The organism is Demequina flava, from assembly GCF_000975035.1.
Taxonomy (GTDB): domain Bacteria; phylum Actinomycetota; class Actinomycetes; order Actinomycetales; family Demequinaceae; genus Demequina; species Demequina flava.
The window spans coordinates 434,086-447,597 of record NZ_BBRA01000001.1 but is presented as its reverse complement, the minus strand read 5'-3'; the positions used below and the strand labels follow the sequence as shown (position 1 = coordinate 447,597).

The window sequence follows — 13,512 nt, the reverse complement described above, 5'->3', positions numbered from 1 at the left end:
GACGGACCTTGTTCAAGACGTCGAAGGCGCCCCAGCCACGCGCTTGCCAAGTTCCCCCGCAGTGAGCAGGAGCAGAGCCGTCAGGATCAAGGAGGCGACCAGGACGGACACCAACACCGTGGGCGTGTCGACAAAGCTGGTGCCTGCAATCAAGAGAGCCGCGGACAGGTTGCGCTGGGCGGACCCGAGTGAGGTCACGACCTTCTCATCTCGAGTGGACCCGCCCATGAGGTAGCCGAACACGAGCAACACGACAACAAACAGAATCGTCGCGAAGATGAGTCCGGTCCCGATCTGATCCCAGATAGACGGCAGCGCCACGATGATCCCGGCGCCAATGCCGAGGGCGAGGCCAGTCGAGGAGATCTGATTGAACTTGGGCGCAGCCTTCGCGGACTCGGGGTACCTGGCGCGCACGATAAGGGCAATGATGAGCGGCAGCAGCATCAGCAGGACGAGCGGGCGGGCAATGTCCCATGCGCTCACACTCACGCCGTCCACAAGAAGCGGCAGCACCAGGGGCACGTAGATGACTGTGACGACCATGAGCAGTACCATCAGGCCCACCGAGTACGGCACGTTTCCCTTGGCCATCTGCGCCAGTTTGGGGAGGAAGGGTGCGCCCGCCGCGACGCCCAGCAGGATGAGGCCCAAGGCCTGATCGTCGCCGAGCCCAAACACCGTTGCGATTCCCCAGGCCGCCGCGGGCGCGATCACGAAGCTCACGAGCAGCCCCAGAATCACCAGTTTGGCGTTTTTGAGCGGAGTCAGGATCTGCTCAACCGTGAGCGATAGCCCCAACGCGATCATGGAGGCCACGACAAAGACAAGAATCGACACTTGCGCGATCGCGGTCAGTACTTCAGACATGTGTGCTCCTGAATCGTGTGTGCGCCGAATGCGGCATTTCCCCTGGTTGCTGTCTCTTTCCTACCACGGCCGTGGCCTCAGGGGGCTGGGCGCGTGCGCGAGACACACCGGCCCATCGCACGCGCCCAGGCCGTCGCGGAGCCGTCCGCGTGATCCCGACTAGACTGGACCGTCGTGGCTACCGATTTCCCAGCAGAGCTGTCCGCGCTTCAGGCGACCTTCGCGCAGATCGAGGCCGTAAGCGACCCCGACGCCCTCAAGGCCAAGATCGCCACCCTTGAGACCGAGGCGTCAGCGCCGGACCTGTGGGATGACCAGGACAACGCCCAGGCGGTGACCAGCGCTCTGTCGAATGCCAACGGCGAGCTCGAGCGTCTCAACACTTTCCGTCGCCGCATCGAGGACCTCGAAGTCCTCGTCGAGCTCGGTACCGAGGGCGAAGACGAGGAGACCCTCGCTGAGGCAGACGCCGAACTCGACGTCTTGAAGAAGGACCTGTCGGCCATGGAGGTCCGCACCTTGATGTCGGGGGAGTGGGACGAGCGCAACGCCGTCGTCACGATCCGCTCTGGCGCGGGTGGCGACGATGCAACCGATTTCGCCGAGATGCTGCTGCGCATGTACCTGCGCTGGGCGGAGCGCCACGGCTACGCGACCAAGGTGCTCGACACCTCGTACGCGGAGGGTGCCGGCATCAAGTCCGCGACCTTCGAGGTCAACACCCCGTACGCGTTCGGAACTCTCTCGGTTGAGGCCGGCACGCACCGCCTCGCGCGCATCAGCCCCTTTGGTTCCGCGGATAAGCGCCAGACCAGCTTCGCTGCCGTCGAGGTGATTCCGCAGATTGAGTCCACCGACCACGTCGAGGTGGCCGAGGCTGACCTCAAGATCGATGTGTTCCGCTCATCGGGCCCCGGCGGCCAGTCGGTCAACACCACCGACTCTGCGGTCCGCATCACCCACCTCCCCACCGGCATCGTCGTGTCGATGCAGGATGAGAAGTCGCAGATCCAGAACCGTGCCGCCGCCATGCGCGTGCTGCAGTCGCGCCTGCTCCTTCAGAAGAAGGAAGAGGAAGCTGCGCAAAAAAAGGAACTCGCGGGCGACATCAAGGCCTCGTGGGGTGACCAGATGCGCTCGTACTTCCTTTACGGCCAGCAGCTCGTCAAGGACCTGCGCACGGGCTACGAGGTCGGCAACCCGCAGGTCGTCTTCGACGGCGACCTCGACGGCCTCATCGACGCCGGTATTCGCTGGCGCAAGCAGCAGCAGGTCGCGCAGGACTAGCCTCCGGCGCCTTCATAGGGCCGATGCTGGCTTAGGTAACGTCCCCGGCTTGTGTTGGCTTCTACCTGCGGTGATACAGCAATGCCTCGGCGACGTGGTCGCGTAGCTCCGCCTCAGGCACTGGTTCAGGCGCCCTCACAATCACGGCGCGAGTGCCGTCGTAATCGAACACCTCACCGTGTTCCGCCCGGCATTCGCCGACCAAACTCGTCTGACAGTGCGTGAAGATCGCGACGTCATTGCTGCCCTTCACCCGGTCAATCCTCACGGTCGTCCCCGTGCGCGGCGACGTCGTCAGGTAACTCGGCTGGCCCCATTTGAGAGTCTCGTGGAGCTCACCAACGCCCGGATCGGTCGCGGCGACGTGCCACACGAGTTCTCTGAGCTCAAGAATCCGAGCGCGGACGTCGTCGGAGTAGTCAGCGATGACCGCCTCGATCGCCGCAGGTACAGGCGGAACTGGCGCGGTCGAATCTGGCTGTTCCATTCCCGGTCTCCTCACGTCGCTTCACCCGACACTAGGTGACACGGCAGCCCGCGTCTCCCCGGCATCGGCCCTCTGGAAGTACTTGAGGTGTGAACAATGTGACACGGACACGCGCGGCGCGCCTGCGGGGACCGTGCTTGACCCCTTCTTACGATGCTTGCGTACAGCGTGCGACCCGAACCCCGTGCGCGGAAGTGAACCATGATCCGATTCGACAATGCCTCCAAGGTCTATTCCCGCGGCGCGCGACCCGCGCTGGACGGAATTGACGTGGAGATCGAGCGCGGCGACTTCGTCTTCCTGGTGGGCTCATCCGGCTCCGGCAAGACGACGTTCCTGAAGCTCGTGCTGCGCGAAGAGCGCCCCACCAGCGGCGACATTTGGGTGGCCGGACGCCACCTCAACCGCCTCTCCAACTGGCGGGTGCCGCAGTTGCGCCGCGAGATCGGCACCGTGTTCCAGGACTTCCGCCTACTGCCGAACAAGACGGTGTACCAAAACGTCGCGTTCGCGCTCGAGGTGATCGGCAAGTCGCGTCGTGACGTCAAGGCGACTGTGCCCGAGATGCTTGAACTGGTGGGACTGGCCGGCAAGGAGCGTCGCCTCCCACACGAACTGTCAGGTGGTGAGCAGCAGCGTGTCGCGATCGCGCGCGCATTCGTGAACCACCCGCCGATCCTCCTGTGCGATGAGCCGACAGGAAACCTGGACCCCGGCACGTCCGTGGGCATCATGCGCTTGCTTGACCGCATTAACCGCACCGGCACCACTGTGCTGATGGCCACGCACGACGACGAGATCGTTGACCAGATGCGCAAACGCGTCATCGAGCTCAAGGGCGGCCAGCTGGTGCGCGACCAGGACCGCGGCGTCTACGGGTTGGAGACCGTCTGATGCGGCTGAGGTTTATCGCCGGCGAGGTCTGGAATGGACTGCGCCGCAACTCCACGATGGCGCTGTCCGTCGCGCTCGTGACGTTCGTGTCGCTGACCTTCGTGGGCGCGGCTGCGCTCACCCAGATGCAAGTCCAGCAGCTGAAGGACGCTTGGTACGGGCAGGTCGAGGTGTCGATCTTCCTGTGCCAGCCCGATGCCTTCGAGGAAAATTGCGTCGAGGGCGCCGTCACGACGGTGCAGCAGGACGAGATCCTGGCGGTGCTCGAGGAGGGCAACGTCGCTGACCGCGTCGAATCCGTCTACGTCGAGACGCGTGAAGAGGTCTACGACAACATCGTCGCCGCCGACGATTCCGGCGTGTACGCGCAGCTTGAGCCCGAGGACCTGGCTCCCGTGCTGCGCGTGAAGCTTCACGACCCCGAGCAGTTCCAGGTGGTGGCCGATGCCACGGCTGGGTTGCCCGGCGTCCAATCCGTGTACGACCAGCGAGAGGTCTTCGATGACCTGTTCTCGCTGCTGAACTCCGCGACCATCCTCGCCGCCGTCCTGGCCGGCGTCATGATGCTGACCGCGATCTTGCTGATTACGACGACGATCCGCCTGAGCGCGCTGAGCCGTAGGCGTGAGACCAACATCATGCGCATGGTCGGTGCGTCTCGCTCGCTGATTCAGGCGCCGTTCATGCTCGAGGGCGCCGCAGCGGCAACCGGTGGTGCTGTCATGGCGATTGCGGGCCTGTGGCTCGCGGTGAAGTACTTCGTCGAGGGCTGGCTCACCGGCTCCGTCGCGTGGGTTGACTACGTGGGGCGCGAAGACGTGTGGGCGGTGGCTCCCTGGCTGATTCTTGCCGCGGTGGGCCTGGCCCTGATCGCGTCGCTACTGACGCTCAAGAGGTACACGCGCGCATGAGGTCACTACGCAGAGAGTTCATCGTCATCGCCGCCGTGCTGCTCGCGGCGATCCTGGGCGGCATTGCCGTGGGCCAGACGGGGGCGGCGCGCGCGTCGATCTCCGACTGGGAAGACGAGATCGCTGAGCAGGAAGACGCGATTGAGGACACGCAATCTTCAATCGACGACGCCGAGGGCGAAAAGGCTTCCGTCGAGGACGAGGCCGCGATGCTTGATACCGCGATCGACGAGACCGACACTGACATCGTCGAGACCGAGGCCAAGCTCGAGGAGCTCAACGACGAACTCGCGGTGCTCGAGGACGAACTCGCTGCCGCGCAGGCTGCCGTTGACGCGGCCGTGGTGGAGCAGGGCATCGTCGCTGACAAGCTTGAGGCGGCTCAGGCGCAGGACCGCGCCATCACTGCGCAGATCGAGGCCGACGAGGAGCGCACCGAGGAACTAGAAACCCTCGTTGCCGCCATTGCCTATCAGCAGTACAAGGGCACGTCGCTGAACGCTTCGCTGAGCATCGTGCTCGGTGCGGCGGATGCGCGAGAGTTCGTGGATGAGTACTCCGCGCAACAGTCCGCATCGCGCGTTCAGGCCAGCACTCTTGCGGAACTTGAAGAGATTGCGGCCGTCAACCGCAACCGCGGAACCCGCCAGGAGGCGGTGCGCGAGTACATCGAGGAGCTGAAGGTTGAGGCCGACGCTCTGGTCGTTGAACTCAAGGGTTTGCGCGAAGAGGCGCAGGCCGCCCGCGACGCAGTGGACGCGCTTGTGGTCGAACAGGAGGCCGTGAAGGCCGACCTTGAGTCGCAGCGCGCGACGCTCGTGCGCCAGCAGCAGGAGAACGATGCGCTGCAGGAGCAGATCCGCGACCAGGTTGCCGCGCTCTACCAGGAGCAAAAGGCTGCCGAGGCAGCGAAGGCCGCAGCCGAGGAGGGCTTGTCCGAGGCGGAGGCTGAGGCTGCTCGAAAGGCTGCCGAGGAAGCCGCGAAGGAAGAGGCCGAGAACGGCTCGAGTAGTGGCTCCAGTGGGGGGTCAAGCGGAAGCTCCGGTGGTGCATCGAGCGGCGGTTCAAGCTTCTGGGCGTACCCCACCTCCAACGTGCACATCACGTCTTCCTACGGCATGCGCTATCACCCGGTTCTGGGCTACTGGCGCCTGCACGCAGGAACCGACTTCCGTGCCTACTGTGGCACCCCAATTTATGCAGCGGCTTCCGGCACGGTTGCCTGGGCAAAGTACACAGGCGGATTCGGAAACCAGGTGATGGTCGACCACGGGTACGTGGGTGGCGATGCCGTGATGACCAGCTACAACCACTTCTCGGGCTTCGCGGTGAGCGCTGGCCAGTCTGTTTCCCGCGGACAGCTGCTCGGTTACTCGGGCACCACGGGAACGTCGACGGCCTGCCACTTGCACTTCGAGATGTACGTCAACGGCGGGACCGTGAACCCGATGAGCGTGCTTCCTTAAGGAATCGCCTAGACTCGTACCTCGCCCCTCCACGATGGGCTGCGTGCTCGCGCGGCCTTCTTGGGGGAGGGGACACGGCATGCTAGCCAGCAGCATCGCAACCGCGGTGACGCGTCACGAACGTGGCGCACGGAGATGAAGGAGGTGTGAGATGCCTGAAGAGTTGAAGATCGTTGCTTCGAACCGTTCGGCGCGCCACGACTACTTCATCGACGAGACCTTCGAGGCCGGACTTGTCTTGCGCGGAACCGAAGTCAAGGCGTTGCGAGCGGGTCGCGCGGCGATCGGCGAGGGTTACGTGTACATCGACGGCGGTGAGGCGTGGCTCGACAACGTCCACATCCCCGAGTACTCCCAGGGCAACTGGACCAACCACGCGCCGCGTCGCAAGCGCAAGTTGCTGTTGCACCACGCTGAGATCGACAAGCTCATGATCAAGACGCGCGAAAAGGGCTTCACGATCGTGCCGCTTCGCCTGTACTTCGTGAAGGGTCGCGCCAAGATCGAGATCGGCATTGGCCGCGGTAAGAAGCATTACGACAAGCGGCAGACGCTGCGTGAGCAGCAGGACACCCGCGAGGCTCAGCGCGCCATGAGCCTTCGCCGTCACGACTAGCGTGGCGTAGCGCGACAGAAACGTGCGCAGCCACGACTCGCGAAGCCCAGCGCCATTGATACCTGCGCTGCCAGGTCGAGCAACGCGTCGCGCACACGCCCGCGCGTCAGGACCTACCCCAGCGCCCAAGGGACCAAAGGCCCCGCTGTCAGCGCCTTTCGCGGCTTAACGTGGCAGTGTGAAATCCCTCCCCGAAAACGTCTCCGTGCAAGCTGACGACGCTGCCTCCAAAGTTGCGATGGCCCGTAGCCACCCCTGGCGATTCCTTGCGTCCGCGATGATGGCGGGCCTGTGGATTGGGACTGGCGTCTACGTCATGTTCTCGGCGGCTGGCCCCTTCTTTGCGTCAGACTCTCCAGCAACCAAACTCGTTTCCGGTGCGGTGTTCGCTGTAGCGCTGACGTTTGTCGTTTTCGCCGGAGCCCAGCTCGCGACGTCCGCCATGATGGCGTTGCCGTTGGGGGCGTTCCGCAGGGTGATCTCGTGGTGGTCGGCAATATGGACATTGCTGTTCATCTTTGTTGGCAACTTGATCGGCTCACTCGCGTTGGCCTGGGTTCTGATTCAGTCGGGGATGTTCCACAACGCTGCGACCGAGGCGATGCTCGACGGCACTTTGACATCGAAGATGGCACACACGCCAGCGGAGATGTTCTTTGGTGGTGTGATGTGCAACATCCTCGTGTGCGGTGCGATCTGGTCGGCGTCCCGTCTACGAAGTGAGTCTGCGAAGGCCATCATTCTGTTTTGGGGTGTGTTCGCGTTTATCGCCTCGGGATTTGAGCACGTGGTCGCGAACATGACGATTTACGGTTTGGGGATCTTGGGCGCGGGAACTGTGTCCGTATCCCTCGGGGCTTTCGCAACATCGATGCTTTGGGTCGGGCTCGGCAACCTCGTGGGCGGAATGGTCGTCATCGGCATGGGGTACCTCTTCATCTCTGGTCCGCAGGGCCAAAACGAGGCCGATGGCTCGGATATCGACCGCGACGCAGCTGCGCCAACCCTGGACACAAAGGAACAGCGCGTGCCGTTGAATGACGACGGCAGGTTCGCGGACAAGTTCGCCGAGTGCCAGCCCCAGCCCCAGCGCCAGGCCCAGACCGCAGCCCAGCAACAAGCCCAACACCAGAGCCAGGTCGAGGCGCAACCTCAGGGCCAAAGCGCGACGCGCGCGGCCTCGGGAGCGTCGGCACCAGCTCCAGTCGCGAAGTTCCAGCAAGACTGAGAGGTCTTTCCGAGCTATCGCCGGCGTGAGGTCGCCCCGGTGACGTTGGAACGCAGATTGCGGACCGCGAACCCCTAGCTACGGACCCCGGAACTACGTCGGTATCGACTACGTGCCGGCAGACTTCTCCGAGAATCGGCTGCGCTCGGCGCGCATCCGAGTATCACGGTGACAGTCAAGCGGACCCACGTACCGCCATCCCGACGTTGATTGGTCGACCTCGGGACCTGACACTGCCATGCTCATCGCCCGAGCCTCACATCGCCAGTTTTGACGCGGAGCCGACCGGCCGCCGGGTTTTGAACCACCGCCGCGATCCACGTCACCACGAGAGTCGACCTCGCCGCCGGGATCCGCCCCGCCGCCGGGATCCGCCCCGCCGCCGGGTTCAGGCCCACTGCCGGACGCCACAGAGCCGCTCGCACCCACCGCGCGGTCTTCACCCAATGCGCTGGGCGCAGGCCCGCCGAAGAGTTTCTTCCCGCCCGGACACGGTCGCCGCTGCGGATCGATGGATGCCGGGGGAGTGAACCACACCTCGTCTGGTGTCGCCCGGATTCCCCACGATTGGCGATGAACATCGTGATGACATCGCACGCAGAGCATCACGCCGTTGGAAAGGTCAGTGCCCCCGCCATCAGCCCATGAGCGAATGTGATGAGCGTCGCACCACGACGGTGGCGCGCCGCACTTTGCGCATCCTCCATCGCGCTCGATGAGCGCGAGTTTCTGAGCCTTAGTGAACAGTCGCACTTCGCGGCCAAGGTCCAGAACTTGTGACCTGCCGCCCAACACGACCGGCACAATCCCCGAGGAAGCAGCCATGCGCCGCGCATCGCCCGCACACACTGCACCCGCAGCGCCATCAACCTGGGCCGCGCCACCGTTGACCAGGTCGTCGAGCGACATCCGGATCACAACACGCACACCGGCCAGCGGCAATTCTTCCGCTTCACACTTGAGGAGATGCCGGGCGAAGGTCCCCAGGGCATCGGCCCGCATCTGGCCTGCTGTGCGCCGGTCCTCGGACACAGGCGCGCCAGTCCCCGCATGCTCTTGCTCACGCCGGCGCATACGGAAACCATGTGCGACCATGCCATCGACAGCAGCGCGCAACGGTGCGGCATTCTCGGGATCGAGACGCCCATTGAGCAGGAGCATCCCGTCCTTGTCTTCGCTCATGATGAAGTAGCGCTTTTGCCGTTGCTCCTCCGCGCGCGCCTCAACGCCAGCTTGATCGAGGCTGTCGCGGTAGCGGCGAATCACTCGGATGAGTTGCTCGTAGGGCAGAAGTTGAGCCTTGGCGACGAGGGTGCGTTCGGCATCGACCCAATCCGAGTCCAGACACCGCCCGTGAACGGCTTCAAGCATGCGGGTGATCGCGTTCGCGGCATCGATGCTGATCATCGCGTCGCGCATCGCGGCGCTGACGTGGGGGAAGTGCAAACCATCGGGCTCCGGGGCACGCTCGGGCGCCCTGACCGGACCGCGCGGCTGAGAGCGATCAGAGTCCCGCCGCTCCACCTCCGCCAGCGCAGCACCCACCTGCAACAGCCGCTCGGCTTCGTGGTGCGTGCCGCCGGTCTGCTTCGACACCATGCCGCGCGTGGATCCGTGCCCCTGCGTACGCGCCAGCCCATCAGCGCCCGCAGCCTCAGAGGACAGCTCGGCTTGAGCATTGGCGACAACAGCGAGCATGGTGTCAACCTCGCGTCGCACAGTCCCCAGCGCCTCGGCCATGGCGAGCAGGCCCCGCGAACCTAACGCCGAGGCCTCCGCCGCAGACAAGCCGCTACGACCAGACAGCGACGTCAACACACGCTCCCGCAGCTGCGCAGGCGTGAGCCCGGGAGCCTCGGGAGGTGCGGTCGTCGCGTCCATGACCATAGTCAATCACCAGGGTCTGACACGGAACGAGAAGCCCGCAAAACCCCAGGTAAAAACCAAAAAGCCACTAAGCCAGAGCGTCAATCGCCGCAAACCCGTAGTGCGTCACATCCGCAGCCATCGCGGACACGATCCCCACGCCAACGCCAGCATCGCGGTCGGCCCCCACAAACGACGCGAACCCACCCGTCATCCCGTTGTGCCACGTCACCGTATGCCCACGCGCAGGCGTCACCATCCACGCGGACCCAATCAAAGACGGAGGTTGCGCCTTCGCCATTGGCTCCAAAGCATCGGCCCCAGGTAGTTCGGTGATCCCCGCCAGGCCCTGCACTAGCGCCTCGAGATCCGCTCCCGTAGCCCGGACCATTCCGGCGGGCGCAATCCCCTCGCCCGTCCACGCCGACTGCGTTACGCCCCGCTTCGACACCCCCGCGAGCGCCCCGGCTCGCAGGTCATTCGGTACATTCGCCACGTACGCATCGTGCATGCCCACAGGCGTCAGCACCCGCGACTGCAGCAGCTCCGCATACGGAGCCCCTGCGGCGGACGCCAGCGCGTGACCCAAGAGCGAATACCCCAGGTTGGAGTAGCGAAAGCGTGCCCGCTTGACCCGCGTCGCACGCGCAAACGACAACCACTCGTCCAGCGAGTCACCGTAGGGGTCAGTTCCGTCCCGCTTCATCGCCTTGGTGCGCGCGCCAATCGACTTGTCCTTCGCAAACGCAGGCAGGCGGGGCAGGCCGGACCGGTGAATCGCCACGTCGCCAAGCAGGAGTCCGCCCACCGGCGACTCTCCAAGGTCCAAGAGGTCGCCCAACCGTGTCCCCGAGTCGATCTCGTCGCGAACGAGCGCCTGCTGATACAGCAAGCCCGTCAGCCCCTTCGTGATCGACCCCAGCTCGCCATCGCTGCCCTCGGGCGCCCCAAAGTACCGGTGCGCGGTCTGCCCGTCCTTCGCAACAGCGATGAAGACCCGCTCGTGGCGGTCGGGGATGAGGTCGCGCACGCTGGCGAGGATGTCGTCCATAACCCAAGACCCTAACGATCAGGAGGGCCGATGCCACACTCACCACACGCACAAACGCCCGGCCTGCCGTGGGCAGACCGGGCGTTCAGGGCCGATGCTCGGGTTACGACTACTTGTCGCTGTCCTTTGACTCGGGGGAGGAGTCCTCGGTGGCACCGGGCGCGGGGTCAGCGCCCGAGGCGGTCACGGCGGCAGGTGCCGGGTGCTCGCGCTCGAGCGAGGAGCCCTCGACGTCGACGTTGGGGACGATGCGGTCGAGCCACTTGGGCAGCCACCATGCGCCTTCGCCGACGAGCGTCATGAGCGCCGGCATGATGTACATGCGCACCACGAAGGCGTCGAAGAGCACACCAATCGCGAGGCCGAAGCCCATGGGCCTGATCATCGTCAGGTGGGAGAAGATGAATCCTCCGAACACCGACGCCATGATGATCGCTGCCGCCGTCACCACTGCACGACCATGGCGCATACCTGCAACCACGGACTCGCGGGCGTTGTTGCCGTGGACGTATGCCTCGCGCATGCCCGAGGTGATGAAGAGCTGGTAGTCCATTGCGAGACCGAACAGGATTCCGGTCAGCAGGATGGGCAGGAAGCTCAGGATGGGCCCCGGCGCGTGAACGCCGAAGATGTCTGACAGCCAGCCCCACTGGTAGACCGCGGTGACGGCACCCAACGCGGCAAACAGGCTGAGCACAAAGCCCAGGGTTGCGATGAGCGGCACCACCAGGGAGCGGAACACCACGATGAGGATGATGAGCGACAGACCCACGACCACCGCGAGGTAGATCGGGAGCGCGTCCGCGAGCTTCTCAGAAATGTCGATGTTTCCGGAGGCCGTACCAGCGACACCGATCTCGGTGCCGTCATCGAGCGGCGAGATTGCGCGGATGTCGTGAACGAGTGTCTCAGTCGATTCGGCGTTGGGGCCTTCGGCCGGCACCACCTGGAACGCGAGGTAGTCGAGGTCCTCCGAGGATCCGGCGGGCGTCACGGCAGTGACGTCATCGAACTCCATGAGGCGGTTCTCGATGTCCACCTGCGTGGCCAGTAGGTCGTCCTCGCTGATGGGCTCGGGCAGGTCTGCCGTCACCACGAGTGACCCGTTCAGGCCTTCGCCGAACTTCTCGTCAATGGCGGTGTAGGCCTTATAGGCGGTGGAGTCAGGAAGTTCCTGGTCGCCGCCGGGAAGTCCCAGTCGCATGCTTGCTGCGGGAATCGCGACGATTCCCAGCAGGAGCACGCCCGAGACGACGCGCAACCACGCCTTGCCCGTCTTCATGGGAACGAACGGCGCCTCGGCCTCTTCAGGCGTTCCGGCGCGTCCGCGCGACTTCTTCGAGATCGCGCGCATTCCGACGAGGCCCAGAACTGCGGGCACGAGGGTCACGGCCACGGCAACTGCGATGAACACGCAGAAGGCGGCAACGTTGCCCATCACTCCAATGAACGGAATCCCGGTGACGTTGAGGGCCAACAGTGCGATCAGCACCGTGGATCCTGCGAACACCACAGCGTTGCCCGCCGTCCCGTTCGCGAGGCCGATGGACTCCTTGACGTCCATCCCCCGCTTCAAGTTGATGCGGTGACGGTTGATGATGAACAGCGCGTAGTCGATACCGACCGCGAGTCCCAGCATCACACCGAGCACGGGCGTCACGGACGACATGGAGATTGTGCCCGACAGCGAGAGAGACGCGGCGACACCCACGCCCACGCCGATCATCGAGGTCAGAATCGGCGTAACCGCCGGCCAAGCGGTGCGCATCATGACGAACAGCACGACGAGTGCAAGGAACACACCCACGATCTCGCCTACGCCAAGAATGCCGTCGATTTCCTGGGCAAGCTCCGTGGAGTAGAAGGCCGTGACGCCGTCAATGTCGGCGCTATCGATGAGGTCGATGACCTCGTCCTTGTCCTCTTGGGCGAGGTTCAGGAGGTCGTCGTTGAACGACACTGCCGCAAGGGCGGTGGTGCCGTCGTCGGAGATTGTGCTGATGGTCGACGCGTTGTCGTAAAGCTGTTGCCCGAGGTTCAGCTGCTCTTCGTTTGTCTCGAGTTCGGCGTAGCCCTCGTCGATCTGCTGCTGTGCGGCCTGCACCTCAGCGAGGCCCTCGTTGATGGCCTCCTGCTGAGCATCAATCTCGGCCTGCTGGGCGTCAAACTGTGCCTTGCCGGCCTCGTAGACGCCGGCGTCCTGTGCCTGCTCGATTGCGGCGTCGAGTTCTGCCTGGCCCGCGTCGAGCTGCTCTTGGCCCGCTTCAGCCTCAGCAATGCCAGCGTCGACCTCGTCCTGGCCGGCGGCGAGCTCCGCGCGTGCCTCATCGATTTGGTCAAGGCCGCCGGACAGTTCCTCGCCCTGAGCCTCGAGCTCGGCCTCGGTCGCGAACGGGTCGATGGTGCCGGAAACCGAGTCGAGTTCGCCAACCTCGGTCAGCGTCGCGGAGATCTCTTCCTGCTGCTCAGACGTGAACTCGCTGTCGTCCTCCGTTTGGAAGACCACGCGAGCGGTAGCACCGGCGGCCTCGGGGATCTCTGTCGAGAGCTGGTCGGTCACTTCCTGAGTGGCCGTGCCCGGGATGGAGAAGGAGTCGGTGAGTGTGCCGCCAAAGCTGAGGAATGCGCCAGCACTTGCTGCGAGCGCAATAATCCATGCGATGATCGCGACGAAGGGGCGACTCGCGCTGGAGCGCCCCAATTTGAACAGGAAATTTGCCACGTGCAATGCCTTTCACAGGTGGTGAGTCAAGGGGACGGGCGACGGTGCCTCCGGCAAGTGTAACTGCCCCAACTCAAGAAAAACGACACTTGTCGGTTATTGCTTGGTGGATCC

At 64.4% G+C, this 13,512-nt stretch carries 11 protein-coding genes; 6 read left to right on the top strand and 5 right to left on the bottom strand.

The features are described from left to right. Positions 1-12: 12 nt before the first annotated feature. Complete coding sequence (locus AOP74_RS02145; protein ID WP_061960693.1) at positions 13-870, bottom strand: bile acid:sodium symporter family protein; 858 nt, start codon at positions 868-870, stop codon at positions 13-15. A gap of 174 nt (positions 871-1,044) precedes the next feature. On the opposite strand from AOP74_RS02145, the gene prfB reads away from it, so the two are divergent. Beyond that, positions 1,045-2,157 carry a peptide chain release factor 2 gene (prfB, locus tag AOP74_RS02140; RefSeq protein WP_061960692.1) on the top strand — a complete coding sequence of 371 codons (1,113 nt, stop codon included), beginning with the start codon at positions 1,045-1,047 and terminating at the stop codon, positions 2,155-2,157. A 61-nt stretch (positions 2,158-2,218) separates the two neighbouring features. On the opposite strand, the gene AOP74_RS02135 is transcribed toward prfB, so the two are convergent. Then, positions 2,219-2,644 carry a DUF1801 domain-containing protein gene (locus AOP74_RS02135; protein ID WP_061960691.1) on the bottom strand — a complete coding sequence of 142 codons (426 nt, stop codon included), beginning with the start codon at positions 2,642-2,644 and terminating at the stop codon, positions 2,219-2,221. Positions 2,645-2,845: 201 nt separating this feature from the next. Here AOP74_RS02135 and ftsE point away from each other — a divergent pair, with 201 nt between their 5' ends. From ftsE to AOP74_RS02110, 5 genes are all read left to right on the top strand, one after another. Continuing rightward, positions 2,846-3,538, top strand: coding sequence for a cell division ATP-binding protein FtsE (gene ftsE, locus AOP74_RS02130; protein ID WP_061960690.1), 693 nt, complete (start codon positions 2,846-2,848; stop codon positions 3,536-3,538). Then, positions 3,538-4,449: a permease-like cell division protein FtsX gene (gene ftsX, locus AOP74_RS02125; protein ID WP_061960689.1), complete on the top strand. Its 912-nt coding sequence runs from the start codon at positions 3,538-3,540 to the stop codon at positions 4,447-4,449. Before ftsE ends, ftsX begins: the two co-directional genes overlap by 1 nt. Next, positions 4,446-5,915, top strand: coding sequence for a M23 family metallopeptidase (locus tag AOP74_RS02120; RefSeq protein WP_061960688.1), 1,470 nt, complete (start codon positions 4,446-4,448; stop codon positions 5,913-5,915). Before ftsX ends, AOP74_RS02120 begins: the two co-directional genes overlap by 4 nt. A 151-nt stretch (positions 5,916-6,066) precedes the next feature. After that, positions 6,067-6,531, top strand: a complete 465-nt coding sequence (gene smpB / locus AOP74_RS02115; RefSeq protein ID WP_061960687.1) for an SsrA-binding protein SmpB — start codon at positions 6,067-6,069, stop codon at positions 6,529-6,531. Positions 6,532-6,709: 178 nt separating this feature from the next. After that, positions 6,710-7,759, top strand: a complete 1,050-nt coding sequence (locus AOP74_RS02110) for a formate/nitrite transporter family protein (RefSeq protein WP_061960686.1) — start codon at positions 6,710-6,712, stop codon at positions 7,757-7,759. Positions 7,760-7,867: 108 nt separating this feature from the next. Here the strand turns inward: AOP74_RS02110 and AOP74_RS02105 are convergent, their stop codons facing one another. The 3 genes from AOP74_RS02105 to AOP74_RS02095 form a co-directional block, all read right to left on the bottom strand. Then, positions 7,868-9,640 carry an HNH endonuclease signature motif containing protein gene (locus AOP74_RS02105; protein ID WP_061960685.1) on the bottom strand — a complete coding sequence of 591 codons (1,773 nt, stop codon included), beginning with the start codon at positions 9,638-9,640 and terminating at the stop codon, positions 7,868-7,870. Positions 9,641-9,713: 73 nt separating this feature from the next. Then, positions 9,714-10,676: a serine hydrolase domain-containing protein gene (locus tag AOP74_RS02100; RefSeq protein WP_061960684.1), complete on the bottom strand. Its 963-nt coding sequence runs from the start codon at positions 10,674-10,676 to the stop codon at positions 9,714-9,716. Between the two features lie 109 nt (positions 10,677-10,785). Beyond that, on the bottom strand, positions 10,786-13,398 hold the full coding sequence (locus tag AOP74_RS02095; protein ID WP_061960683.1) for an MMPL family transporter: 2,613 nt from the start codon (positions 13,396-13,398) through the stop codon (positions 10,786-10,788). Between the last annotated feature and the right edge of the window lie 114 nt (positions 13,399-13,512).